The organism is Pseudoalteromonas maris (assembly GCF_049257235.1).
Classification (GTDB): domain Bacteria; phylum Pseudomonadota; class Gammaproteobacteria; order Enterobacterales; family Alteromonadaceae; genus Pseudoalteromonas.
The window spans coordinates 130,819-155,525 of the sequence record NZ_JBMMUF010000007.1; the positions used below are offsets into that span (position 1 = coordinate 130,819).

Consider the following 24,707-nt stretch of genomic DNA (forward strand, 5'->3'; position numbering starts at 1 on the left):
ATTAATTATCAATTAACATGCCGTTAATTACTCAAACAGCACCAACAATACCTTGCGTAACCCTGACAAATAATTAAGATTCAAACTAACACTGAGATGGAAAAATTTTTTTATTATGAACAAACAGATACTCTTCTTGTGCTCTGTATTATCGCTGCCGGGGTTTGCGCAACAAGCAGATCCTCAAGCAGGTCAATACATTGAAGTAGGTACATTAGAGGCGTCTATCACTGTTGGATACGGTGGCATCGAGAATCCAGTAAGAGGTTCTGAACACATTACCTCCGTGCTACTCCCGCATCTCGCATATTATGGTGAGAACTGGTACTTCGATGATTTCTCTTTAGGCTACAGCCTGTACCAAAGCGATGCGTTCTATGTTGATGTGGTAGGCACATTCAACGAAGACGGCTTCTTTTTTGAACTCGATGGCATAGATAAACTTTTTGCCACCAGTGCTGTGCGCAACAACACTCGCCCGGGTCGTCCACAAGCCACACCGATTAATTTAACCCCCATCGAGCGCAGTATTGCCTATGAAGGCGGGATTTCTTTAGGGTATGCTTCAGACCATTGGGGAGTTGAATTAAGCTCATTACATGATGTTACGAGTGTACATAACGGTTACGAAAACAAATTTATAGCCTATTATGCTGATACATTCTTTGGTGGCCAGTTCGTTACTGAGTTAGGTGTCACACTCAAAAGCAATGAATTAATTGATTATTATTATCGTGTGCGGCCGGGAGAGGCGTTAACACGCATACCGCGATACTCACTTGGTGGTAGCGCGACTAATTACCACCTGAAATTAGAGTACCAGTACCCAATAGCAAACCAAGTTAGTGCTATGATTAATATCTCTAATACATGGATTGATGAAGACTTAAGTGACACGCCAATGTTTGACCAAGACCAATATGTAACCGGATTTACAGGGATAAGGTTTGAGTTTTAATTAATGCGCTCATGCTGATTGAATATTTTGTTGCCTTAACCCTTTTACCCCCCACGGTACAAGACTACGTGGCGCCTTCGCTCGAGGTCAGCCCACACACGTGCATAGCAGAGCATAAGGCAACACGTTGTGAGATAGAGGTGCATGTAAAAGCACATGCATCTTCGCACTCTTCATTATGTTTAGTTATTTCCCTCCCCGTGCCGCAAACAGAATGCTTCAACGGCCACACTATTTCTACCACCTATCGCTTAACGCTTGAAAGTACAACGGATATAGCATTAACTAATAAGGCAGGCACGGTACTGGCAAAAGAGAAAATTAGTGTCGGTACACTCTCTTCAAATAACTATCGCGTACGAAGACGCTTCGGTTGGGGTATATAACGTTGAATCATCAGGTTTTACTTATTGAAGACGACAAAGAACTTGCCGATTTAGTAAGTCGCTACCTAAGCAACAACGGACTAGAGGTGCAGGTGATCAATACCGTTGGTGAATTTAAAGCGCAATTTACTCAATATTCACCCGATATCATCCTGTGCGACATTATGTTGCCAGATGGTAATGGCTTTGACCTATTCCCGATATTAAAGAAAAACTTTAGCTGCCCGGTTATTTTCCTGACCGCGCTCGACTCAGATGTGTCACAAATAAAAGGCTTAAACCTTGGTGCAAATGATTATTTAATCAAACCTATACGCCCTGAATTATTGCTAGCGCGAGTGAACAGTAGCCTGCGTATAAGCGGTAAAGGTGAAGTCACTAAAGCCATCGGCCCAGTAAAACTTGATACCGCCAAACGTCAACTTGAATGTTTTGAGCATGCTATTAGCCTCAACGACGATGAACTCCGCCTCCTCACCCTATTTATGCAGAACTACCCGACCCCGTTGTCGCGAGAAACGCTATTTAAAGAGGTCATCGGCCGCGAGTATGATGGTCTCGATAGAGCAGCGGATCTGAAAGTCAGTCGTTTACGCAGAAAAATCCGTGATCATGGTGTTGATGGCCTAGATATTATCTCGATAAGGGGTGAAGGTTACCTCATGCAAGTGCCTACCCAACCCAATGCGTAAACAGTTTTTTAGACTATTCGCATTTATCGTTGTTAGTGTGATTGCGGCGCTCATTGCGTTTGGTCAGCTCTATCAGAATTATGTCATCGAGAAATCACCCACTATAGCCTTACCCATCTCCCAATGGCCCGCGCTCATAGAAAACAAAGAATCAACCATGGTGGCGCTGAACCGCAGAGATCTGCTTTTGCCTGCTTCATTAGAACAGCAACTAAATCAATACAAAATGCTAACCGTTGCGCAGGACGAAGGTAACTTTGTTTATTTACTACCAAATAATGACCAGCTTGATACCGTTTATCGGGTCGGTCCGATAACTGTCGCCCCACCGCAAGAAGACCACAGCATCTACTTTTTGCTGGTCTACAGTGCCATAGCATTACTGTTGATGTCTCTGATTTGGCCTGTATTCAAAGACTTAGCAAGCCTAAAGATAGCTGCTAGGCGTTTTGCCAAAGACAAACAAGCGTTTGCCACTACGGTTAAACCAAGCTCGACGGTGTACCCCTTGGCACAAAGCCTCAGTGACATGTCGACGCAAATCAGCAAGTTCATCCAGCTTCATGAAGATCTCTCTCGCATCATCTCGCATGAGATTCGTACACCGCTATCGCGGATGCGCTTTATGTTGTCGTTGCAAACCAGTATCGACCCAGAGCTAGATGCCACAATGCATCGCAACATTGATGAAATTGAAAATCGTCTACGTCAGTATTTAGACTTTGCGCGCGTTGAGTACCTAACTCAGCCATTGCAGCGCGACGATCTTGATGCAGTGCGTTTTATATCACAAGAAGCTAATAAAAATCAGTTATTTACAGACGTTCAAATTATTACTGAAGTGAATGCTCCACGCATCTATTGTGAGCAAAATAGTTTCGCCATCCTAGTACAAAACTTACTCTTTAATGGGGTTAAGTATGCACAAAACAAAGTAGTTTTGTCCTTCACGCACAGTGACAACATGCAAACCCTCGAGGTATATGACGATGGTCCCGGCCTACCCAATGATGCGGACTCATTATTAGCACCATTTTCGTCCTCCAAAGGCAGTGCTGTGGCCAGCGGTTATGGCCTTGGTTTGTACATTGTTGACCGTATTTGCCTGTGGCACGGGGGGAGCCTGACATTAAATAACCACCCGCAAACAGGTGGTGCCCATATCACCATTACTTGGCCGACTCACACCGATTAACCGCTTACTCCAATGAGTAAACAACAATGACAAAGCCTTAGCCCTCTCTTCTATTGTACCGGCGCATACTGCTTTGCCGAGTGCCCTTCATACAAGCCAGCACTTCTTTTCGCACAATCCCTATCACGTTATTTCTAACTCACTGTTTTTCTTTATCCAATTTGGTGTCCATGGGTCAGAACATCAGAAATAACCAAAAACACAAAGTAGTACTTTTATCTCATTTTTTCAATAAAAGGAACGATTTTAATAGTCAAATAGGATTAGTAGAACTACACTTACCGCCCACTCAAATACTACTTAAGGATTGATAATGAACAGCATTAATAATCTTTTAGTACCAATATTGGTTACTTTGATTTTATCGTTACCGGGCCACGCAAAAGTCAGTTCTGAGCCAGACATGGGTATTCAAGCAGCGAAAAGCCCGCAACAAGAACCGAATTGCAAATCAAAGAAAAAATGCCAAGACACCACTGATCCAAACGATCCCCAAGAGCCGGAGACACCCGAGCCTCCCGTCAATGAATTTTTACCAGCTGGTTCAAGCTATCAAATGCAGTTACAAGGCGCGCTCAATACCGAATACGTAGCTGATGCCTATGTATTTGATCTGTTTGATGTCAGCCAAGAGACGATTACACAGATAAAAAGTACTGGAGCGAAAGCCATTTGCTATTTTTCGGCGGGCACATACGAGCAATGGCGCACTGATGCCGTAGACTTTGCCCCTGAAGCTATTGGTGAACCGTTAGGCGATTGGCCCGGTGAAAACTGGCTAGATACAACACATGAGTCAGTTAAAACTGTGATGAAGAACCGAATCCAGCTAGCCAAAGACAAAGGCTGTGACGCAGTAGACCCAGATAACGTCGATAGCCACACTCAGCAAAGTGGTTTTAACATCAGCTATGCACAGCAGCTTGAATACAACAAATACCTATCGACCACCGCTCATGACAATCAGCTATTCATTGGTTTGAAGAACAATTTAAGCCAACTTGCTGATTTGCATAGCCATTATGACTTTGCCATTAACGAGTCGTGCATTCGTTGGAATGAGTGCGACATGCTCAAACCCTTTGTTGATGCCAATAAAGCAGTATTTCATGTTGAATATCTGGGTGTCAGTGGTGCCGGTAGCAGTGAATTTGACAACATGTGTTCCATCGCAAACAACGTCGGCATGTACTCTCTAGTGTTACCTCATCTACTTGACGACGCCTACCGCTTTAGTTGCCCGTAACGACAAAGATTTTCTGCATTCCCCGTGCGTTTTGGCAGCTACTCACCTAGCTGCTTTTTTTTGCCTCATGTTTGCTCATCGAGCAAGGCCAAAAGAGACGTAAACGACACACCACTGTGCTCTTTTAAACCGATTTCACAGGTTCGACTATTCGAGTAGCCCTTGGCACACGCGTGTGGTCGCTCATGTGATAGGTGGCGCAGAGCATGGCTATTTAGCTGCACATGGGTAAAGCCTTTATCTCCAGCAAAACCACAACAACTTACCGCGGTCGTTTTAACGTCATTACTGAGCGCACGAGCTACACGCAACATCGCTTCACCACCATCTAAATGCTGTGAGCTACAGGTGATGTGCAACCACAGTGGCGCATTTTGCACTTTCGGGTCTAACTTTGGCAGTAAGTGTGCCTGTGCAAATTCCATACTATCGAGGACATCTAACTTTTGCATTGATTGCGACTTCAGTGCACATGGACTTGCGTCCATAACCACTGGCCATTTGCCACCCTCAGATAACGCCAAGGCAACTTGTTCAAGCTGCGCCAATTTAGCGTGCGACTCTTGCTCAAGCCCCTTACTTTGCCATGGCATACCACAGCACAAGTGTTCAACGCGCTGTGGGGTCAGAACTTCAATGTCAGCCTTGTGACATAAGCTGTAAAAAATCTCCTGCACACTGCGCTTGTGGTCATTGGCAAATACCCGATTGGCACAGCTGGGAATATACACCACTTTTTGATCATGATGCTGCCCCGCAACGCTCGCCGTGCGATTTTGCGCGTGTGGCCATGCACTATAATAAATTGGCGTGCCAAAACGCGTATTCAACCACCTCGTAGTCGCAGTTAATCGCCGTGCGCCGAGCAGCTTCGCACCTAGCTCGGCTGATTTTAGCCCAACTCGCGCAAGCGCAGCCGCCCCTGCAAAGTGATCAGCACTAAATTGACTAATCGCTTTAATAGCAGCGCTGTGTTGCGGGCGTTTTGCACGTAATGATTTAATGTAGTCGCCCGTGTTAATGCCAACAGGGCAGCGAGTCGCACACAATCCGGTTGCTGCACAACTGTCGACAGCCAACCCTTGATAGGCATGTTGCACAGCCCCAAGCTTGGTGCGCACCTGAGGTGTTGGTTCACGCGTAAGTTGCGCCACTAGTTGCTGTTCGTGACGCTTTAAGCTGATGCGTTGGCGCGGCGTTAAGGTGTAACCTTTTGACGGACACACAGGCTCACAAAAGCCGCATTCAATACAGGTATCTATGCGCGCATCACTTGCGGGCATGGATTTAAGGTCACGCAAGTGCGCCTTATCATCTGCGTTGATTATCACCCCTGGATTGAGAATGTTATCGCTGTCAAACAATGCTTTGATGCGCTGCATCACCTCATAGCCATCTTGCGTCCATTCAAGTGCCACAAAAGGCGCCATATTACGCCCCGTTCCATGCTCAGCTTTAAGTGAGCCTTTAAGCTCTATGGCTACAAGAGCTGCAACGTCGGCCATAAACGCATCATAGCGCGCTATGTCATCCTGTGTTTCGAAACCTTGTGTAAATACAAAATGTAAGTTTCCAGCTAAAGCATGACCAAAAATGATCGCTTCATCATAACCATACTGTGTAAATAGACCGTGTAACGCCCTGATCCCCTTAGCTAAATCCGCTAAAGCAAACGCCACATCTTCAATGATGACCGTGGTGCCCGTTGGTCGTATTGCGCCCACCGCAGGAAACGTGCCCTTGCGCACATTCCAAAGCGCCATCGCACGCTTAGAGTCATCGCAAAGCGGATATTGATGGATAATTTTCTCGCTATAGTCATTAAGCAACTCATTCACTTGGCTATGAATATGTGCCAGCTCTTGGTCATCATCAGCGGCTATCTCGATTAACAAAGCCGTGGCATCGAGTGGAAATGCATTAATCCCCTTTGGCATCACTTCGTGATCTTGTACCGACAACAATGCGCGTTTATCTAGCATCTCCACGGCAGCAATAGGCAAGGCGCTGAGTTTCTCAACCACTGCACAGGCAGTGTCGATGTCATCAAAGGTATACAGTCCCGTCAGTTTAGACTTTGGATCAGCCACGGTGTGATAGGTAATGTCGGCAATAAAACCCAATGTTCCTTCCGAGCCAATCATTAGATGCTTAATAATGTCGATGCCATCGCTGAAGTCCACCAGCGAATTTAAACCATAGCCCGTGGTGTTTTTTAGGCGATATTTATGGCTAATAAGCTCACTCAAAGAGGCATTGTCACGCACTTGCTGCGCTAAGCTCTCCAAGCCTTCAACTAAGTTCGCATGAGTGCGACGGAATGCGGCGATACTGTGCTTATCGCTGGTGTCTAACAGCGTTCCATCGGCAAAGATAATGGTCATGTCTTTGAGGGTATGGTAGCTATTGTGCTTCACTCCACAACACATACCAGATGCATTGTTGGCAGCGATCCCCCCTATTTTACAGGTGTTGATCGACGCCGGATCGGGGCCTATTTTACAGCCAAACGGTGCCAGCAATTCATTGACTTTTGCCCCAACCCAAGAAGAGGAAACACGCACCCAAGAACCATCATCTGCGATATCAATTTCTTGCCAATCATCGCTGAGCATCACCAGCACGCTGTCGCTAATAGCTTGCCCAGACAAACTGGTTCCTGCGGCCCTGAATGTCACAGGTACTCGATATTGGTGCGCAGATTTTAAGATACGCTGTACTTGTTCACTGTTATTAACTATCAGTACATAATCCGGAGTCAGGCGGTAAAAACTGGCATCCGTGGCAAGCGCATAGCGTAATGCATAATCGTTGATTATCTGTTCATCGGGTAAGGTGCAGCGCACTGCACTAATGAAGGCTTCCAAGGCGCTATGGGACTCTGACATAATGGCACGATGGGTTATTGGCAATGAGCCCTAGCATAACTTGGAATAAAATATTATTAAACTACTAATCACAAGTATGCTGTAAGTTGTTGAACAAGCAGTTTATACAAAGAGTGATATAGACATTATCTGTGCTTGTATTTTTACGCAGATTAGCGATAGAATCCAGAATATATTATTCCTAAAACGCCACTGAGGCATGCAAGGAACCGTTGTGATTTTGTGCAAAATTAAAAAGCTAACACTATTAGGATGTGCATTTATGAGCGTGTCGGCGCTAGCTAAACCAACACCAAGCTTAGAAGAACAAATTGGCCAAAAGCTGATGTTGGACTTTCGCTACTATTGCGACCAACCCCAAGGATCACAGGATAAGTGCCTTACGCCTATGACATCCTTACCAACACAGTTGGCAGAGCTGATCACCAAGTACAATATCGGTGGCGTTATCTTATTCGCAGAAAATATCGATAGCATTGAGCAAACTGTTAAGCTTAATCTCGATTTGCAAGCAGCAGCAAAGGCCAGCTCACTGGGCGCTCCTTTGTTTATTAGCGTTGATCAAGAAGGAGGTCGAGTTGCCCGCATTCCTCGCAACCTAGGAACAGCCATGACGGGCAATATGTCTATTGGCGCAACCTATGCTCAACACGGCACTGACTTTGCGCGCTTGTCGGCAAAAGTGATAGCCAAAGAGCTCAATGCGCTGGGCATCAATGTGAATTATGCCCCGACGGTGGACGTCAACATGAACCCCAATAACCCCGTTATTAACGTGCGCTCTTTTGGTGAAAATCCAGCGCTCGTGGCTGAACTTGGTGGGGCGCAAGTACAAGCATATCAGCAAAATCAGGTCATTGCGGCGCTCAAACACTTCCCAGGCCATGGCGACACCAGTGTGGATAGCCATACCGGTTTACCCCTAGTGGAACACGACAAAGCACAAGTGATGAGTCAGGACATAGCGCCTTTCAAGGCCATTATCGACCAGGGCAATGCGCCGGGAATGATCATGACTGCGCATATTCAATACCCTGCACTGGATAACAGTACGTTTGTAAGTAAAGACGGGCAAACCATGGTCAAGCCCGCAACCATGTCTCGTGCAATCATGACTGACCTACTGCGCAATGAGCTTGGTTATCAAGGCGTGACCATTACCGATGCGCTTGATATGGCGGGCATTAGCCACTTCTTTAACGCCAAAGATGCACTAATAAACACCTTTAAAGCGGGTGTCGATATTGCCCTGATGCCGATGGAAATCCGCAATCAAGACGATATCAAACAGTTTGATGCGCTCATACAAGATGTTATCGCTGCAATCAAAAACGAGGAATTGAGCAGTGCTGAGGTTGCCCATTCTGCCGAACGTATTTTGGCTTTGAAAAACCGCTTCCCCATGCTGGCGCAATACACAGATGTCAGCAAACAAAGCACGTTAGCAAAGCGCGTAGTGGGTAACAGTGAACACCGAGATATTGAAGCGCAACTTGCGCAAGCGGCAATAACAAACGTAAAAAATGCCGAACTTACACCTGCTCTTGTAGAACAAGCAACCAATATAGTGTTGGTAATGCCTGATACACGCAAGTGCATGGCACTAGAGCAAGCTCTTGTGGCACTGGGTGCAAAAAACAAAACCTTTACCTGTATTAGCCTGCAAGGCTACAGCCCACAGCAAGCAAACCAAGCATTGGCAGATGCTGATTTGGTCATCGCAGCCAATGCCAGTCCGGCACAAAGCGCCGTTGAGATAGGCGGTATGGATGATGTTGCCGCGCTACAACAGTACAGTCTCGACAAAAAACAACAACCAAAAGCCTTAGCCAATCTCATGCGCCAAGCGCAGCAACAAGGTATCAAACAGATTTTTGTCAGTCTCAGAGCGCCATACGATATCGCACAGTTTGGTCATTATGGTGATGCGATACTCGCGACCTATGCCTACAACATTGATGTTGATGATGGCAATACCGTTCAGGGGCCTGCCTTTAGTGCTTTGGCACAGGTGTTAACAGGAAAAGTAACAGCGCAAGGTCAGCTGCCTGTTACTATAGACACAGCAACTGACTCCCAAGAGCATGGCCAATGAATACTGACACAGGGTTATCACCTCAGGACATCATAGCGCGCATCCGCAGCGGTGAGTTTAGCGGCAATACCTCAGGGTTAGCCCCCGGATACGTGCAAGCCAATGTGGTGATCCTGCCAAAGCGCTATGCTGATGATTTTTTGCAGTTTTGCCAGCAAAATCCCAAAGCTTGTCCACTTCTTGGGCAAATAGACGCAGGTCATGTGCACCTAGACGAGTTAGCAAACGATCTCGATATTCGTACAGATATCCCAAAATATAAGGTATTTGCGCACGGAAAGGTGGTTGATGAACCCACTGATATTAGGTCTATTTGGCGCGACGATCTGGTGAGCTTTTTATTGGGGTGCTCTTTTTCTTTTGAAGAAGCACTCATAGCCCAGGGGATTGATGTTCGTAACGTCACAGAACACAAAAATGTACCTATGTACATCACCAATATCCCGTGCCACAGCGCAGGGCCATTCGCTGGCAACATGGTGGTAAGCATGCGCCCCATGACCCCCAAAGATGCCATTGCAGCCATACAAATTTGTAGCCACTACCCCAAGGTGCATGGTGCGCCCATACATTTTGGCTCCCCAGAAGCGATTGGTATCAAGGCACTCGGGCATCCAGATTTTGGCGATGCTGTGACCATCAAAGACGGTGAAGTGCCTGTCTTTTGGGCTTGTGGTGTCACCCCACAAGTGGCCATAAGCAATGCAAAACCTGATTTTTGCATTACTCACAGTCCGGGACATATGCTGTTATTAGACATTAAGAACACCTCATTGGCGACGTAATAGGAATGGTTATGCTATTGAATTGCGATTTAGGCGAAAGCTTTGGTAGCTGGAAAATGGGCGAAGACGCACTTGCTATGCCACATATCGACTTGGCGAATATTGCCTGCGGCTTTCATGGTGGCGATCCACTTGTGATGCAGCGCACACTTGCCTTAGCCAAAGAGCACAAGGTCACCGTGGGGGCACACCCAAGTTATCCAGACCGCCAAGGATTTGGGCGACGTTCGATGGCGTTGAGCCACGACGAGTTACTCACCGACATTCATTATCAAATAGCAGCGCTCAGCGGCATGGCGCAAGTGCAAGGCCTAAATATTGAATATGTAAAGCCCCATGGTGCGCTTTACAACGACATGATGCGTGATGATGCAGTATTAAACACGGTACTTGACGCCATTAGCACCTACCCGAGCGAATTAAAACTGATGATGCTTGCAACCACGCACTCCCATGAACACCGTGTTCTTGCTCAAGCTAAAGGCGTAGAGCTATTACTAGAAGCATTTGCAGACAGACGCTACACCGATGCCGGTAACCTTACGCCACGAAGCCAACAAGGCAGTGTGCTGAATAAACAACAGATGCTCTCACAGGTGCACTCTCTCGTGAATCAAGGGGTTGTTATTACAGATACAGGCAAGACATTACCCCTTGAGGCAGATACCCTGTGCGTTCACGGTGACAACCTAGCAGGTATCGCCGCTATTAAAGAGATCCGCGCCTTATGCATGCCCTAACCAGTGAGCAACAGTTAAGCATCGACATTGAGAACCTACTCGTTGCGCGTAATTTACGCGGTATGGCACAGGTGCAAAAAGCGCTGAGCGCGGGCTATGTCTATCGCGCTGCGAAAATATTAAATGACGCGCACGGTGAAATACTCATTAGCACTGGATTTCCCGTCATAGGCACATTTGAGACCGATGGCCCTGTTGGTGCCATCGCCTTATACAACACCTTGCAACAGCTCGGCAAAAAGCCCGTATTGGTATGTGGCAACCCGTTATACAGCAAACTACAAGCCGACTTTAACTGCATTAGTCTCAAGGTGAATGACCTAGAAGGCGCTAAAAAACAAGCGCTTGAGATATTTGAGCAACATGACATTGGCTGTGTGTTAGCCATTGAACGCCCAGGACTCAATGCACAAGGGCAATACTGCAATATGCGCGCAGAAGACATCAGTCAATACTGCGCGAGCTTCGACCCTTTTATGAACTTTGCGCCTTGCCCAAGTATCGCCATTGGCGACGGTGGCAATGAAATTGGCATGGGCAATGTCATTGATGCGCTAACACAATTAGACATCATTCCCAGTATCACCCGCTGCGATGAATTGATCGTTGCCGATGTTTCCAACTGGGGAGCCTATGCACTGATCGCGTTATTAGCACAGTGGCACCAACAAGATTTGTTGGCTCAGATTCGCTGTACTGACATTATCGCGTATTTAGGTAAACATGGCAGTGTAGATGGCGTCACCAGACGCAATGAACCCACCGAAGATGGGTTAGATTTAAGCCAAGGTGAAGCAGTTATCACCCAATTAAGACAGCTGACGGGCTTTTGCCCAAAGAATGAGGAAAAACAATGAGCCTAGTGTATTTAAATGGTGAGTACATGGCCCCAGAAGAAGCCAAAATTTCTCCCATGGATCGTGGCTTTTTATTTGGCGACGGCATTTATGAAGTGATCCCCGCGTATTACGGCAAAATGCTTGGTTTTGATGCCCATGTTGCGCGTATACAAGAAGGCTTGGCGGCAATAGAGATCAACCTCGATTACACTGGCGAGCAATGGCGTGCAATTTGCGACACACTCATCAGCAATAACCCAGGGCCAAATCAGGGCATCTATTTGCACGTTAGCCGAGGTACTGACTCTAAACGCAATCATGCCTATCCACGTGGCATCGCACCCACCGTATTTGCATTTTGCTTTGAGCTTCCCGGCGAGCCTACAGCTGACGCCCACAGTGCAACAACCTATACCGTCTCTTTGGAGCAGGACCGCCGCTGGCAGCGTTGTAATATCAAATCAACCGCGCTACTGGGCAATGTGATTCACTATCAAAGCGGCGCTCGTGAAGGCAACAAAGAAACCATACTTTTTAACGCCAAAGATGAAATAACCGAAGCCAGTTCAAGCAATGTGTTTATTGTCAAAGACGGTGTGATAGCCACTCCAGTGCTGGACAATCAAATTTTACCTGGGATCACCCGTTGGCTTATCTGTGAAATTGTTCGCTCACACAGTGAACTCGTTATCGAGGAACGTGTTGTGACCAAAGCGGAGTTGCTCAGTGCCGATGAGGTATGGATCACTTCCGCCACCAAAGAGGTGGGACCGGTGGTGAAAGTGGCTGATACAGTGATTGGTGAGGGCAAACCCGGCAAAATATGGCAGCAGGTGCAAACCTTATTTACCACGCACAAGTTTGATTACTAGGACGTGCTGACCTCTGAGATATGAATTTTGTTCAAAAAACCTAGCGTCAGAGGTCGCTGACGCTAAGGTTTATCAATGCTGCGCGGCGCTCCAAGTACAATCGCCACATGGCAGATGCACACCGCTACAAATGCACTCACCCCCAAAGCTCCGCCATACCCTTCCAAGCGCGGCACTAAAAATTGAAAGAGTAAGGAAAAAATACCCGCTGCGCTACATTGCGTATACCAGCCAAAGCGATGCGGTGCACTCATGCCCACAAACGTGCCGCCAAAGAATAGCGCACTGTATAGCTCAACTTCATTCGTGCTTAGATAAAACACTCCGTAAGCAATCATACTCAGTAGTGACGATGCCCGAACGGCATTAAAGTAACGCTGTTTTGCTAACCAAAAGGTACTCAGTGCGCCACACAGGGCAATAGCGAAGTAGGTCAATAGCATCACCATAATCCACCTCGCGTAAGCATGAGCAAAGCGACACTCACAAACGCGACGCCGCCGAGTTTGCCGCCAAACCCTTTGAACAAATTCATCGACAAAGCATACAAAATGGTGCCAATAAGCGATAACACCACAAGTTGCCAATAGCCTGTGATCAAATGGGCAGAGCACATACCCGCAAAAGTACCAGCGTAAATTGCTGCCTGAGGGTGAGCCTCATATTTTTCATCAAAGGGTAACAAGGTTCCAATAAATGCAGGAATACACGCAGCCAACACAACAGGCACTGAAAATTGTGAGTGCAGCACAAAACAGCTCACGCAACCTAACAAAAAACCAAGGTACTTAATGACAAAAAACGTCACGCTGAGATATCCACCATCACAGTGCCATTACCCCTGCGTTTTTATCCAAGATTTAAACTGTTGAGATTGCACGAATTCGGCAAAGCTAGGCTCGGCCTCAAAATCTTGCGCAGTAAAACTAAAATCCCACATTTCAACCATGTTGTTGAGCACCCCAATCATGGCTTCATACTTGGACAACTGATTTAAAATTGCGAATTCAGTCCAATATGCTTCCATAAAAAATGGTTCCAGCGCTTGAGAGCGCTTCGCCATTTTCTCTGCCTGCTCCAGCTGCCCAGCAGCAAAGTACACATTCGCCTTCAAGTTGTACAGCGCCGCTTCTTCGCCATATCTCTGTTGTAGGTTATTAATATTATTCAGTGTTTTTTCAAATTCATTACGGCCGAAATAGTAGTCAATCAACATGAATTCAGTGCTCGGATCGTCGCCAAAATGTGTTGCTAGCAACTCAAGCTGCTGATAATAAGCCTCTTCCGACACAAGTTGCGCAACACCCATAGAGATATCAAGCATGCCACGACTCAAACGCACATTTTCAGGCAACTGTTGGTAGATATGCCAAGCAGCCTGCCCTTCCCCGGCTTTAACATGGGCAATCATTGACGTGTATGCATTGACAATACTCTCATCGAGCTTTTTTATACCCAATAGACGCTGTAGAACATTACTGTTATTACCCAAAATGAAGCTCATATTTTCACTGACTTTGTCAGTGATGCGCTTACCTGTGCTCGCTACAAACACATCATAAACTTGCAGTTGTCCATCGTCTGTTTGGTGCACAAACAAATGCATAAAGTCGTGTCCGCCGCCTTCCATATCCAAGCGAATGACTGGTGTGCGCTCACCGTCCGTTTCAATAATACGCAAGAATACCGCGTCGGTGTCTTCACTGTGTTGAAATGCAAACAAGTTAGATAAGAATTGCTCTTTAGGGTTACTCACAAACCCCTTTACAAACTCTCGGCGTTCACGCGCCGAGGTGAATAAGTGCTTTGCAATAATGTGCGCGGTGCCTTCAGTGTCGTAGAGGCTCGCCATAGCCCCCATATTCATATGCCTAATGGCGGCTGCAAACTCAGTGCCTAACATGTCAAGTTCTTGCTTTTGTTCGTCAGGCAAGGTGGCATGTACAAGTGAAGACCCAAAAGCCAATCCCATAGCAAGTGCAAACATCACTGTTTTTATTAATCTATTCATTCACTTATCCAATATCAAAAAACGATACGATATTAATTAGAGTAACTAAAATCCCTGATAAATGGTAATAGAACCTTACATATTTACAGAATTATTGTTGCAAATTTAGCTACAAACTAACACTTTATGATGAACAAACGTTACAATAGCGCTGCTTTTCGTCACTCAGCAAGGAACCACATTGAAAACTTCTCTTCTTGTAACAGCTTTAACCTGTTTGAGCCTGCCAACTTTCGCCTCAGGCATAAACAATGATTACGACGCACTGGCACAATACGCCGTAGAGCAATACCAAGACACGCAAATTCATACACTGGAGAATATGGTGTCATACCCTACGGTAAATACCCCCGGGGTGAAAACCGAAGACAACCCTGCGTTTATTGGCTTCAAAGACTTTCTCAAACTCAAAGCGGCGTATTTGGGATTCGATTACCAAGACCATGGCACCACAGTGTTAATTGGCATGGGGTCACAACCACAAAAAGTAACCATAGTGACTCATGGCGATGTACAGCCTGCTGATGCGAGTAAATGGCAACAAAGTCCATTTTCGTTGGATAAAACCTCACAGCCCGGCAAACTTATTGGCCGTGGCACAGAAGATGACAAAGGCGCTATCGCCACCGCGTTATATGCGATGAAGGCGATAAAAGACAAAGGTGTCGCGCTTAATAATCGTATTGAATTGATGGTATACCTCGCTGAAGAATCAGACTGGGGCCCACTGCGCGAGTTTATGAAAACCTATGAGCAACCTAAATATGCAGTGACCATAGATGCGAGCTATCCGGTCGTTGTTGCAGAAAAAGGCTGGAGTCTTATTGCACCAACCTTTACTAGCAATGACGTGACCTCTGGTGTCTATGCAACGCAATTAAAAGGCGGCGCTTTCGTCAGCCAAATACCCGAGGATGCCAGTGTTGTTATTGAAAAAGCCAACATCAAGGTTCGCGAAGCGATTAAGAACAATATGCAAAAACTCAATGGCGTTGAGGTCGTACTTCAAGAACAAGGCAGAGATCTGCATATCTCAGTAAAAGGCACTTCTGCACACTCGTCGGAGCCAGAGGCAGGCGTTAACGCCATTGCACACTTAGCTGCGCTATTTGAAGGAATAGATTTGGCAAAGAACAGCGACGGTCTGGCGATCAACTTTATCAACGACCTCATTGGCTTAGGTTTATACGGCAAGCAGTTCGGTGATATTGCCTATGAACATGACTTTATGGGCCCGATGACGGTCGCGCCCACTTTGATCAGCCGTCAAGGTGATGATGTTACCCTGTCCATCAACCTGCGCCGCCCAGTAGGTAAAGACAAAGCGCTGTTAGCCCAACAGATTGATGATGCCCTCGCTGCATGGCAACTCAAACACAAAGCCTTGTTAGCAAAGGTTGAAGTTGACATTGGCACACCCATGTTGCTCGATAGTGCACCTCACGCCCAGGCGTTGTTAGACATCTTCAAACATTACACAGCAGATGAAGAGGCTACGTTTATCTCAATCGGTGGTGGCACAAACGCCAAGTTATTTGATAATGCGGTGTCTTTTGGCCCGTCTATGCCGGGGAAAGCCTATACAGGCCACTCAGAACATGAGTATTTAACGGTCGAACAAATGCGCCTAAACCTGAAAATGTACACCGCCATGATGTTGACACTGGGTAATATGTAAGCCGTTTCATCACACTACATTGCACTTGGTTAAAGTGAGCGCCCAAAGAGCGTAAGGTATTTTTATACTTTGCAATAAGGATGTAACCCAGTAAGGTAAATACTGTTCATATAACAACAATAAGGATAGGGACATGGACAAAGACATGAACAAAGCGCAGCGGCTCAAAGAGATTGAAAAAGAGTTCATTAAGTTAGGTATTATCGATGCCATACCTATGATGATGATTGGCCTTGGGCTTTATGCAAAGTTCAGTGGCGTTGAAGAGCCATTTTTACCGTTTTTAAAAGACGAGAGCATCGTAAATGGCATGTTCTTAGTCGCGGTGCCCGTGGTTGTGTGGGTGATGTACAAGTCACTCAAACTTTCACTGGAGCGTGCCCGTCTCGCCAAAGGTGAATAGTACCCACAACAGGCGCGAAACCCACGGCCTGTAAGCATTTACAGGCCTGCTTATTGCGCGTACACCGCGTACACTTTCACGCATCATCACTGTGCATTTGCCCCAAAGCAGTGCAGAATCACACCTAACACGTATATAAAATGCACTAAATATCCACTATTTAGCATAATTAAGCTAAGGCGTATTGACCTTTGAGGTATGAATTTTGTTCAAATCAAAGGCGTTCAATGCTAGAAGTGGGTCATGGTGCATAGTGAACTATGTCCATGGACCATGACAACGCAGTGTAGGCCTTTGGTTGAACCCTCTGGGCAGCGTCAATGGGGTATTTTGTCTGCGTTATCACCTGACTGACATAGAATGACTATGCGACGCAGGCTCTGCCTTGCAAAAACACCCCAATGACTGCTGCAAAAACAAACAACAAAGGTCAACACGTCCTACACTTTATCTCTGGCGCAATAATTGCTTCTCACTTTACTTTTGAGAATCCAAAAAGACTTATGCAAACACCAATTAGAGGGTTACGCGCTTTTTGTTTCGCGGCCCGATGTTTAAGCTTTAAGCAAGCCGCAGAGCAGCTTTATCTCACCCCCTCTGCGGTTAGCCATCAAATAAAACAACTCGAAGAGCAGCTCGGCTTTGCGCTATTTCAACGTCGTACCCGTGCAATCATCTTAACCAATGAAGGCAAAAACTTTTTTGATGCGATTGAGCCTATCATCACAGACTTAGAGCAAACAATTCGTACCTTTAGCCACAAAGATAACAACGTTACGATTAGCATTGCCCTACCCGAATTTTTCGCCAGCGAATTACTGATGCCCAAATTAGGACAGTGGACCGCTGCCAACCCCGACGTGAATTTAGAAGTAGATACGCTGCGTACCCGCACACAAAAAGTACGCAGCACAGATTTATCTATCGTGCTGTCACATGATGTACCGGCCAGCGGCATTGCCACTGAATTATTTGCACTGGAATACATACCCGCATGCAACAGAGCGTTGCACCAACAATGGCAAAACGCCCCCTATGAAGCACTACAAGAAGTGCCACTGATTGTGCATCAATCACGCCCTTGGTCATGGCACCAATGGGCGGAGTATCACTATGAGGGGGACTTTGCACCTAAACAAATCATCCAGCTTGATAGTATGTTTGCTGTTGCCCGTGCTGCCCAGCAGGGAATGGGCATTGCGCTTATTCCTATGCCCATTAGTCGCAGCTGGTTTAATGAAGGTATGTTATGGCCACTGGTCAATAAACCGTTATGGACAAAAGACAAGTATTTCTTAGTTGAACATGAGGTTTCAGAAAAAAATTCACCCTTAGCAAGCTTTACCAATTGGGTAGTAGAGACATTTAAAGGTTAATTTTTTTCATATAAAACAGAAAAGTAACGCTTAACTAATGCATAGATTAATTTTTTTCACTTAACGCTGAGATTTTAATCGTTTGTAGAGTAATTACTTTAATCATAAAGTTAATACCGAAGCAAACACACAACCCAAGAGGATAGCAACGTGAAAAAGCTCAAATTAGCACTCGCTTTAGTTTCGGCCACTTATGTATCAAGCAGTTTTGCTGGCGATTATAAACTTGCAGTAATTGATGACCAACTTACTTCTGATGCCATTGCATTAGGACAATACGCACAGGTACTGAGCCTTCCTCAGAATGACTCACAGAGTCTAGAGAGCGTATTTGAAACATCAGTTAACCAATGCGCCGCCAACATTAAACTTGGTAACGCCGACGAAGCAATCACGCTGTGCAGTGTTGCTATCGAACTGATTGAAGATGTGAGAACCAGCAAAGACACACGCCGTGAAATGGCTGCATACGCCTACAGCAACCGCGGTATTGCACACTCACTTAAAAACGAATTTGACGCTGCGCTGTCGGACTTTAGCAAAGCATACGGTAATGACAAAAACACCATTACCCGTGCGAACTACAAAGTTGCTAAAAACACGCTTAAACAAGCGAACGACAGCCTAGCACCATAACTTTCTCATAGTGTGTTGTTCCTGCCAAGGAACCCCCAAGCGCCCTTTTTAAGGGCGCTTTTATTTTGCCTATCCCTTGCTAACTTTCTACTAATTTGTGTACATTGTTTGGTGTTTATCGGGGCGTTTTGTACCTCAAGGTATTACTATGCTCCTTTGAGGCAGTTACAAAGGGACTTACAATGAAATCATATTTTTATGGCGCTTTAGCGCTTGTTTTTTCACTCGGTTCACACGCTAAAAGCCCTCTCAATACGCAATCTCAAGCAGAAATTGAACATTTACTCTCGTTCGTACAAACCACATCGTGCAGCTATGAGCGCAACGGCAAGATACACACAGGCAAAGAAGCACTAGAGCATATTAAAAAGAAATATGCGCATTTCGCAGATGATATACACTCTACGGAGGACTTCATCACCTACTCAGCCACTAAAAGTAAGCTCTCTGGTAAATATTATTTAGTCCACTGTGAGCAGCAAGCACCTATAAAAAGCCAAGATTGGCTGCATCAAGAGTTAGCGAAATTCAGGGCGCAACAGCATGAAAATAAAAAAGGTTAGCGGTAGCTCATGAATCCAATTCTTATTTTTGCCGGTGCGCTATTTTGCGGTCTAGGCTTTTACATGGTGTACGATTATGTGCGCTTTAATAAAGTTGCAATAAAGGCACGCGGTACTGTGCTGCGTTACGATGAATACATGTCAAAAGATAAAAATGGCCGCAAACGAAAAATGTATCGCCCACATTTTCAATACAACGCCGGTGGCCATGTTTATGAAGTCAAATCCAGTACATCCTTCCCTGCTAAAGTGATCCCTGAGGGTACACAAACAGAGGTGTTGTACGAAAAAGGTAATGAGCAAAATGCGCGCTTAGCGAAGGGCAATAACTATGTGCTTGGCGTGGTATTTATATTACTAGGCTTGCCTGCTATTTATTTTGGTGTTTAAAACTCGTAGACTGTACCTGTTTTTAAGAAGGTATATTCACCGCATTAATAACAATACAAATATCAATAAAAGGAATTATCTGTGTCTATAAATGCAACCCTACTTGGCGAGTTCATCGCTTTTTTGTTCGTTGTCATGATAATCGCTATGCCGCCACTTTGTTATTACTTGGGAAAAAAGAAAACCAATAACCCCATACTGTGCGCAATAGTTGGCTTTTTCCTAGCGTTTATTCCTCCTTTTGCACTTGTTTTCGTCGCTGTTTTAGCGCTTAAATCAGACCTCAAACCAATAAGTGCGAACGAACACCCGTTAAGCGATTAGAGACGACTCGCCAAATACAAAAAAGGAAGCCAAGCGGCTTCCTTTTTTAACAACTTCTATTTATTAATCAGAAAGATAAACTATTTAGAATGTCGTCATCTACACGGTTTGCCAGTGTCACTTTAAGCTTAGGCGTGCGCGCCATTTCGCGTTTAATGGCAAAATCAGCTTCTGCATTTCGGGCCCAACTACGACGCGCAATACCGTTATTTACATCAAATAACAGCATTGATTTAAGGCGACGCTCAGCGTCAGCGGTGCCATCAAGCACCATACCAAAACCGCCGTTGATCACTTCACCCCAACCTACACCACCACCGTTGTGGATAGATACCCAGGTTGCACCACGGAAACTATCGCCAATCACATTGTGAATTGCCATGTCAGCGGTGAAACGGCTGCCATCATAGATGTTTGAAGTTTCACGGAATGGTGAATCAGTACCACTTACGTCATGGTGATCGCGCCCCAGTACCACTGGGCCAATTTCGCCACGGCTAATCGCATCATTAAAGGCTTTTGCAATCTCAGCACGGCCTTGGGCATCGGCGTAAAGAATACGCGCTTGTGAACCAACAACTAGCTTGTTCTGCTTTGCCTCTTTGATCCACGTGATGTTGTCTTGCATCTGCTGCTGAATCTCGATAGGTGACTCGGCCATGATCTTGTTAAGAACGTCGGCGGCTATCGCATCTGTCTTATCTAAGTCTTCAGGCTTGCCTGATGCACACACCCAACGGAATGGACCAAAACCATAGTCAAAACACATAGGACCAAGAATGTCTTGAACATACGATGGGTATTTGAAGTCGATGCCGTTTTCGGCCATTACATCACCACCAGCACGTGATGCTTCTAACAAGAAGGCATTCCCGTAATCAAAGAAGTACGTTCCTTTGGCTGTGTGTTTGTTAACCGCATCAGCGTGACGTTTAAGTGTTTCTTGTACTTTTACTTTGAACACTTCAGGCTCTTCACGAATCAAACGGTTTGATTCTTCAAAGCTAATATCTACGGGGTAATAACCGCCTGACCAAGGGTTATGCAGTGACGTTTGATCTGAGCCCAAGTGCACAAAAATATCGTGCTCGTAGAAGCTTTCCCATACATCAACGATGTTACCAACGTAGGCAATAGATACGACTTCTTCGTTTGCTTGTGCTTCACGTACACGTACAATAAGCGCGTCCATGTTGTCGATTAGCTCATCGACCCACCCTTGCTGATGACGCTTGGTCGCGGCTTTTTCATTCACTTCTGCACATACGGTAATACAGTTAGCGATGTTACCTGCTTTTGGCTGTGCGCCACTCATGCCACCCAAACCAGCGGTAAGGAAGATTTTTCCTTTTGGACTTTCGCGTTTTTCCAATACTTTACGAAATGCATTCATAACCGTAATGGTGGTACCGTGAACAATGCCCTGCGGACCAATGTACATAAATGAACCCGCGGTCATTTGTCCATATTGGGTTACGCCAAGTGCGTTGAACTTTTCCCAGTCATCTGGCTGTGAGTAGTTCGGGATCATCATACCGTTAGTCACAACCACACGCGGCGCTTCAACAGATGATGGGAATAGCCCCATCGGGTGACCTGAGTAGATATGAAGCGTTTGGTCATGTTCCATTTCGCTTAGGTACTTCATGGTTAGCAGGTACTGTGCCCAGTTTTGGAATACCGCACCGTTACCACCGTAAGTAATAAGCTCTTCTGGGTGTTGCGCAACCGCTGGATCGAGGTTGTTGTCGATCATCAGCATGATCGCCGCTGCTTGTTCACATTTTGCAGGGTAATCAGATACAGAACGCGCCTTCATTTCATAGTTAGGCTTGAAGCGGTACATGTAAATACGGCCAAAATCTTTGAGCTCTTGTGCAAATTCAGCAGCAAGCTCTTGGTGCCACTCTTTAGGGAAATAACGCAACGCATTACGCACTGCCAGCTGTTTTTCCTCGCTGCTGAGAATGTCCTTGCGCTTTGGCGCACGGTTCACGCCCGCTGGATAAAGCTTAGGCTCTGGAAGAGTGCTAGGAATACCTTGTTTAATTTGTTCTTGAAAAGTCATTGTCACTGGCCCCTTAGTTCACGTTAAATGCATGTGATTTAACTAATGCAATCATGGCATCAATGTCTGGTTTTAGAAGTCTATCTTCTTCTAGCTTGGCTACTTTCTCGCGGATAATCGCAAAGTTTTCTTCGATGATGTCTGAACATGTATTTGGACGACGGAATTCAATCGCTTGCGCAGCGTACATCAGCTCAATAGCGAAGATCTTCTCAAGGTTACCTAAAATCTGGTTTAACTTACGAGAAGAAATACTGCCCATTGAAACATGGTCTTCTTGACCCATTGACGTTGGTACACTGTCAGCCGATGGTGGGAAGCACAGCGATTTGTTTTCTGTGACTAAGGCCGCTGTCGCATACTGCGGGATCATCATGCCTGAGTTTAGGCCGCCAGACGTAGTAAGCAAGCGCGGTAAGCCGTGTAAGCCTTCAAGTAATAAATAACAACGTCTATCAGAGATATTACCTAGCTCAGCAGCTGCGATTGACGCATAGTCTAAAACCATCGCCAACGGCTGACCGTGGAAACTTCCTCCTGAGATCGCTTCTTCAGAGCTGATCACGATAGGGTTATCCGTCACTGAGTTCATCTCGATTTCAACCATATCTTTTAAATGGTTGTATGCATTGCGTGATGCACCATGTACTTGCGGGATACAACGCAATGAATAGGGGTCTTGTACACGGTCACAATCCGTGTGCGCAGCCATATTTTGCGAGTCTTTGAAGAACATACGCATGCGTTTAGCCACTTCAATGTTACCCTCAAATGGGCGTGTTGCGTGTAGCTCTGCTCTAAATGGTGACGAGCTACCTTGCATACCTTCGATGCTCATCGCACCAGCTAGGTCAGCTAAATCAAGCAAGTAGCGCATTTTTGTTAATGCGGTAATGCCATGAGACAAAATAAATTGCGTACCATTGATAAGTGCGAGACCTTCTTTCGCATGCAGCTCAAGAGGCTCAAGGTCATGGGCTTTTAATAGCTCACTTGCAGCAACCGTTTTGCCATCTTGCCAAAATTCACCTTCACCAATAAGTGGTAAAAACAGATGTGACAACGGTGCTAAGTCACCCGATGCACCTACTGAGCCTTGCTCCGGAACCACAGGAATTAAGTCTAGTTCTAGGAACGCCAACATGCGTTCAATCACTTCTAAACGAATACCAGAGAAACCTTGGCTAAGTGCATGTACTTTCGTGATAAGCATCAATTTAGAAATGGGCTTTGCAATTGGCTCGCCCACACCCACGGCATGGGTGATCAGCAAGTTCTTTTGCAGAAGATGCGTTTCTTGTGGCGAGATTTGCGTATCGCACAATGGGCCGAATCCCGTATTAATACCGTACACGGCCTTGTCTGAAGCGGCCATCGCTTCAACATTTTGGCGGCTTTTATTAATTTTATCTAACGCTTCTTGGCATAGCTCGGCTTGAATGCTGCCATCAGCAATACCATTCACGATATCAAGATTTAGTTGGTCAACACCATATCTAAACATCATCTTAATCTCCTAAAAGTTAAGCAAAAACTGCTTCTAATTACGCTCATGCTAGCTTGCCTAGGTTGTTTTATAAATGCATAATATTCGTAATTCATTCCGATATTATCGAACTAAAAATTTACCGCCATTGGGAGTTGTCAAAATGCAGGTGCATGACGTTGATTTGCGGCTACTGAGAATATTTGTTGCCATCGTTGAATGTGGTGGTTTGTCTGCTGCTGAGTCGCGTTTAAACATTGGCCGCTCAACAATTAGTTCGCATTTATCGGACTTAGAAGTGCGTCTTGGTTTGAAGTTGTGCAAGCGTGGTCGCAGTGGCTTTGAATTAACAGAGCCTGGGCGCGTTACCTACCAAGCATCCCTTGAGTTGCTGCAACAATGCGAGGCCTTCGCCAGCACAGTAGCAAGCTCAAAAACCGAATTATCGGGTCGTTTAACCATTGCCACCATAGATACTATGGTCAGCGACCCGCGTTGCCCTGTTGCCAAAACAATTGCTGCACTACGTGAAAAAAGTGAGCATATTCAGTTTGATATCAATGTTTGCGAAGCCAAAGAGGTGGAGACATCCGTGGTCAATGGGCGCGCTCTAGTAGGCATAGGTGTAAGTCGGCACCCAATTCGTGGGCTCGAGTATGAGGCCCTGCACAACGAGGTAAATTACCTTTACTGCGCCCAAGGACACCCATTATTCAATTGCCATGACACACAAACTAAAGCGCTCGTACAACAAGCTGAGGTGATCACCAGTAACTACATGCGCGATAAAGAAACCCGCAAGGACGATTTAAACTACCAAAATACCGCCGCCGCTTATCATGATGAAGGCATCGCACAGCTTATTCTTAGCGGTAAATTTATTGGTTATCTACCCGAGCACTACGCGCAGTCGTGGGTTGATAAAGGCATCTTCAAAGCGATATTGCCACAGCAATATTCCTATCAAATCCCAGTGATGTTAATTACTGCAAAAAGCAATGCCAGCTCGAAGCTAGCGCAAGCATTTGTTGATGAGATAAAGAACGAATATCAGAAGTAGCAAACACCAACATAGC

General features: G+C 45.8%; 24 protein-coding genes. 18 read left to right on the plus strand and 6 right to left on the minus strand.

Going from position 1 to position 24,707, the window contains the following annotated elements:
- Nucleotides 1-115 precede the first annotated feature (115 nt).
- The 5 genes from AAEU32_RS11495 to AAEU32_RS11515 all read left to right on the plus strand — a co-directional run bounded on the left by AAEU32_RS11495 (nucleotide 116) and on the right by AAEU32_RS11515 (nucleotide 4,477).
- Complete coding sequence (locus AAEU32_RS11495) at nucleotides 116-958, plus strand: MipA/OmpV family protein (RefSeq protein ID WP_421970665.1); 843 nt, start codon at nucleotides 116-118, stop codon at nucleotides 956-958.
- Nucleotides 959-969: 11 nt separating this feature from the next.
- Nucleotides 970-1,344, plus strand: coding sequence for a DUF3019 domain-containing protein (locus AAEU32_RS11500; RefSeq protein ID WP_421970666.1), 375 nt, complete (start codon nucleotides 970-972; stop codon nucleotides 1,342-1,344).
- A gap of 2 nt (nucleotides 1,345-1,346) precedes the next feature.
- The gene (locus tag AAEU32_RS11505; protein ID WP_421970667.1) at nucleotides 1,347-2,036 is read left to right on the plus strand and encodes a response regulator transcription factor; all 690 of its coding nucleotides are present in this window, start codon (nucleotides 1,347-1,349) and stop codon (nucleotides 2,034-2,036) included.
- Nucleotides 2,029-3,231, plus strand: a complete 1,203-nt coding sequence (locus tag AAEU32_RS11510) for a sensor histidine kinase (RefSeq protein WP_421970668.1) — start codon at nucleotides 2,029-2,031, stop codon at nucleotides 3,229-3,231. The genes AAEU32_RS11505 and AAEU32_RS11510 overlap by 8 nt, the downstream gene beginning before the upstream one ends.
- A gap of 313 nt (nucleotides 3,232-3,544) precedes the next feature.
- On the plus strand, nucleotides 3,545-4,477 hold the full coding sequence (locus AAEU32_RS11515) for an endo alpha-1,4 polygalactosaminidase (protein ID WP_421970669.1): 933 nt from the start codon (nucleotides 3,545-3,547) through the stop codon (nucleotides 4,475-4,477).
- A 65-nt stretch (nucleotides 4,478-4,542) separates the two neighbouring features.
- Here the strand turns inward: AAEU32_RS11515 and AAEU32_RS11520 are convergent, their stop codons facing one another.
- The gene (locus AAEU32_RS11520) at nucleotides 4,543-7,365 is read right to left on the minus strand and encodes an FAD-binding and (Fe-S)-binding domain-containing protein (protein ID WP_421970670.1); all 2,823 of its coding nucleotides are present in this window, start codon (nucleotides 7,363-7,365) and stop codon (nucleotides 4,543-4,545) included.
- 262 nt (nucleotides 7,366-7,627) lie between these two features.
- Here AAEU32_RS11520 and AAEU32_RS11525 point away from each other — a divergent pair, with 262 nt between their 5' ends.
- The 5 genes from AAEU32_RS11525 to AAEU32_RS11545 are packed head-to-tail and all read left to right on the plus strand — an operon-like array spanning nucleotide 7,628 to nucleotide 12,696.
- Nucleotides 7,628-9,460, plus strand: coding sequence for a glycoside hydrolase family 3 protein (locus AAEU32_RS11525; RefSeq protein ID WP_421970671.1), 1,833 nt, complete (start codon nucleotides 7,628-7,630; stop codon nucleotides 9,458-9,460).
- Nucleotides 9,457-10,245 (plus strand): putative hydro-lyase, encoded by a 789-nt coding sequence (locus AAEU32_RS11530; RefSeq protein ID WP_421970672.1) that lies wholly within the window; start codon nucleotides 9,457-9,459, stop codon nucleotides 10,243-10,245. Before AAEU32_RS11525 ends, AAEU32_RS11530 begins: the two co-directional genes overlap by 4 nt.
- A gap of 11 nt (nucleotides 10,246-10,256) precedes the next feature.
- Nucleotides 10,257-10,985, plus strand: a complete 729-nt coding sequence (locus AAEU32_RS11535; protein ID WP_421970673.1) for a 5-oxoprolinase subunit PxpA — start codon at nucleotides 10,257-10,259, stop codon at nucleotides 10,983-10,985.
- Nucleotides 10,973-11,842: a glutamate cyclase domain-containing protein gene (locus tag AAEU32_RS11540; RefSeq protein WP_421970674.1), complete on the plus strand. Its 870-nt coding sequence runs from the start codon at nucleotides 10,973-10,975 to the stop codon at nucleotides 11,840-11,842. The genes AAEU32_RS11535 and AAEU32_RS11540 overlap by 13 nt, the downstream gene beginning before the upstream one ends.
- Nucleotides 11,839-12,696: an aminotransferase class IV gene (locus AAEU32_RS11545; RefSeq protein ID WP_421970675.1), complete on the plus strand. Its 858-nt coding sequence runs from the start codon at nucleotides 11,839-11,841 to the stop codon at nucleotides 12,694-12,696. Before AAEU32_RS11540 ends, AAEU32_RS11545 begins: the two co-directional genes overlap by 4 nt.
- A 62-nt stretch (nucleotides 12,697-12,758) precedes the next feature.
- Here AAEU32_RS11545 and AAEU32_RS11550 read toward each other — a convergent pair whose 3' ends face one another.
- The 3 genes from AAEU32_RS11550 to AAEU32_RS11560 form a co-directional block, all read right to left on the minus strand.
- Nucleotides 12,759-13,139, minus strand: a complete 381-nt coding sequence (locus AAEU32_RS11550; protein WP_421970709.1) for a hypothetical protein — start codon at nucleotides 13,137-13,139, stop codon at nucleotides 12,759-12,761.
- The gene (locus tag AAEU32_RS11555) at nucleotides 13,139-13,447 is read right to left on the minus strand and encodes a hypothetical protein (RefSeq protein ID WP_421970676.1); all 309 of its coding nucleotides are present in this window, start codon (nucleotides 13,445-13,447) and stop codon (nucleotides 13,139-13,141) included. Before AAEU32_RS11555 ends, AAEU32_RS11550 begins: the two co-directional genes overlap by 1 nt.
- A gap of 84 nt (nucleotides 13,448-13,531) precedes the next feature.
- Nucleotides 13,532-14,707, minus strand: coding sequence for a tetratricopeptide repeat protein (locus AAEU32_RS11560; protein WP_421970677.1), 1,176 nt, complete (start codon nucleotides 14,705-14,707; stop codon nucleotides 13,532-13,534).
- Nucleotides 14,708-14,888: 181 nt separating this feature from the next.
- On the opposite strand from AAEU32_RS11560, the gene AAEU32_RS11565 reads away from it, so the two are divergent.
- The 7 genes from AAEU32_RS11565 (at nucleotide 14,889) to AAEU32_RS11595 (ending at nucleotide 20,077) form a co-directional block, all read left to right on the plus strand.
- A complete protein-coding gene (locus AAEU32_RS11565) occupies nucleotides 14,889-16,385 on the plus strand; it encodes a dipeptidase (protein ID WP_421970678.1) in 1,497 nt (498 codons plus the stop codon).
- 133 nt (nucleotides 16,386-16,518) lie between these two features.
- Nucleotides 16,519-16,788, plus strand: coding sequence for a hypothetical protein (locus AAEU32_RS11570; protein WP_421970679.1), 270 nt, complete (start codon nucleotides 16,519-16,521; stop codon nucleotides 16,786-16,788).
- Nucleotides 16,789-17,291: 503 nt separating this feature from the next.
- Nucleotides 17,292-18,164: a LysR family transcriptional regulator gene (locus AAEU32_RS11575; RefSeq protein ID WP_421970680.1), complete on the plus strand. Its 873-nt coding sequence runs from the start codon at nucleotides 17,292-17,294 to the stop codon at nucleotides 18,162-18,164.
- A gap of 150 nt (nucleotides 18,165-18,314) precedes the next feature.
- On the plus strand, nucleotides 18,315-18,800 hold the full coding sequence (locus tag AAEU32_RS11580; RefSeq protein ID WP_421970681.1) for a tetratricopeptide repeat protein: 486 nt from the start codon (nucleotides 18,315-18,317) through the stop codon (nucleotides 18,798-18,800).
- Between the two features lie 182 nt (nucleotides 18,801-18,982).
- Nucleotides 18,983-19,363 (plus strand): DUF5329 family protein, encoded by a 381-nt coding sequence (locus AAEU32_RS11585; protein ID WP_421970682.1) that lies wholly within the window; start codon nucleotides 18,983-18,985, stop codon nucleotides 19,361-19,363.
- A gap of 9 nt (nucleotides 19,364-19,372) precedes the next feature.
- A complete protein-coding gene (locus AAEU32_RS11590; RefSeq protein ID WP_421970683.1) occupies nucleotides 19,373-19,753 on the plus strand; it encodes a DUF3592 domain-containing protein in 381 nt (126 codons plus the stop codon).
- Nucleotides 19,754-19,834: 81 nt separating this feature from the next.
- Entirely contained in the window at nucleotides 19,835-20,077 is a 243-nt protein-coding gene (locus tag AAEU32_RS11595; protein WP_421970684.1) for a hypothetical protein, read from the plus strand.
- Nucleotides 20,078-20,144: 67 nt separating this feature from the next.
- On the opposite strand, the gene hutU is transcribed toward AAEU32_RS11595, so the two are convergent.
- Both hutU and hutH read right to left on the minus strand, forming a co-directional pair.
- Nucleotides 20,145-22,145, minus strand: a complete 2,001-nt coding sequence (gene hutU / locus AAEU32_RS11600; protein ID WP_421970685.1) for a urocanate hydratase — start codon at nucleotides 22,143-22,145, stop codon at nucleotides 20,145-20,147.
- Nucleotides 22,146-22,158: 13 nt separating this feature from the next.
- A complete protein-coding gene (gene hutH, locus AAEU32_RS11605; RefSeq protein ID WP_421970686.1) occupies nucleotides 22,159-23,652 on the minus strand; it encodes a histidine ammonia-lyase in 1,494 nt (497 codons plus the stop codon).
- Nucleotides 23,653-23,794: 142 nt separating this feature from the next.
- Here hutH and AAEU32_RS11610 point away from each other — a divergent pair, with 142 nt between their 5' ends.
- A complete protein-coding gene (locus AAEU32_RS11610) occupies nucleotides 23,795-24,691 on the plus strand; it encodes a LysR family transcriptional regulator (protein ID WP_421970687.1) in 897 nt (298 codons plus the stop codon).
- Nucleotides 24,692-24,707: the final 16 nt, after the last annotated feature.

What these genes read in the sequence shown, in the direction of transcription:
- AAEU32_RS11590 (WP_421970683.1), top strand. Translation starts at nt 19,373, where the DNA reads ATGAATCCAATTCTTATTTTTGCCGGTGCGCTATTTTGCGGTCTAGGC.
- AAEU32_RS11585 (WP_421970682.1), top strand. Translation starts at nt 18,983, where the DNA reads ATGAAATCATATTTTTATGGCGCTTTAGCGCTTGTTTTTTCACTCGGT.
- AAEU32_RS11520 (WP_421970670.1), bottom strand. Translation starts at nt 7,365, where the DNA reads ATGTCAGAGTCCCATAGCGCCTTGGAAGCCTTCATTAGTGCAGTGCGC.
- AAEU32_RS11560 (WP_421970677.1), bottom strand. Translation starts at nt 14,707, where the DNA reads ATGAATAGATTAATAAAAACAGTGATGTTTGCACTTGCTATGGGATTG.
- AAEU32_RS11515 (WP_421970669.1), top strand. Translation starts at nt 3,545, where the DNA reads ATGAACAGCATTAATAATCTTTTAGTACCAATATTGGTTACTTTGATT.
- AAEU32_RS11570 (WP_421970679.1), top strand. Translation starts at nt 16,519, where the DNA reads ATGGACAAAGACATGAACAAAGCGCAGCGGCTCAAAGAGATTGAAAAA.
- AAEU32_RS11525 (WP_421970671.1), top strand. Translation starts at nt 7,628, where the DNA reads ATGAGCGTGTCGGCGCTAGCTAAACCAACACCAAGCTTAGAAGAACAA.
- AAEU32_RS11535 (WP_421970673.1), top strand. Translation starts at nt 10,257, where the DNA reads ATGCTATTGAATTGCGATTTAGGCGAAAGCTTTGGTAGCTGGAAAATG.
- AAEU32_RS11495 (WP_421970665.1), top strand. Translation starts at nt 116, where the DNA reads ATGAACAAACAGATACTCTTCTTGTGCTCTGTATTATCGCTGCCGGGG.
- hutU (WP_421970685.1), bottom strand. Translation starts at nt 22,145, where the DNA reads ATGACTTTTCAAGAACAAATTAAACAAGGTATTCCTAGCACTCTTCCA.
- AAEU32_RS11545 (WP_421970675.1), top strand. Translation starts at nt 11,839, where the DNA reads ATGAGCCTAGTGTATTTAAATGGTGAGTACATGGCCCCAGAAGAAGCC.
- AAEU32_RS11530 (WP_421970672.1), top strand. Translation starts at nt 9,457, where the DNA reads ATGAATACTGACACAGGGTTATCACCTCAGGACATCATAGCGCGCATC.
- AAEU32_RS11575 (WP_421970680.1), top strand. Translation starts at nt 17,292, where the DNA reads ATGCAAACACCAATTAGAGGGTTACGCGCTTTTTGTTTCGCGGCCCGA.
- AAEU32_RS11550 (WP_421970709.1), bottom strand. Translation starts at nt 13,139, where the DNA reads ATGCTATTGACCTACTTCGCTATTGCCCTGTGTGGCGCACTGAGTACC.
- AAEU32_RS11540 (WP_421970674.1), top strand. Translation starts at nt 10,973, where the DNA reads ATGCATGCCCTAACCAGTGAGCAACAGTTAAGCATCGACATTGAGAAC.
- hutH (WP_421970686.1), bottom strand. Translation starts at nt 23,652, where the DNA reads ATGATGTTTAGATATGGTGTTGACCAACTAAATCTTGATATCGTGAAT.
- AAEU32_RS11610 (WP_421970687.1), top strand. Translation starts at nt 23,795, where the DNA reads ATGCAGGTGCATGACGTTGATTTGCGGCTACTGAGAATATTTGTTGCC.
- AAEU32_RS11500 (WP_421970666.1), top strand. Translation starts at nt 970, where the DNA reads ATGCTGATTGAATATTTTGTTGCCTTAACCCTTTTACCCCCCACGGTA.
- AAEU32_RS11510 (WP_421970668.1), top strand. Translation starts at nt 2,029, where the DNA reads ATGCGTAAACAGTTTTTTAGACTATTCGCATTTATCGTTGTTAGTGTG.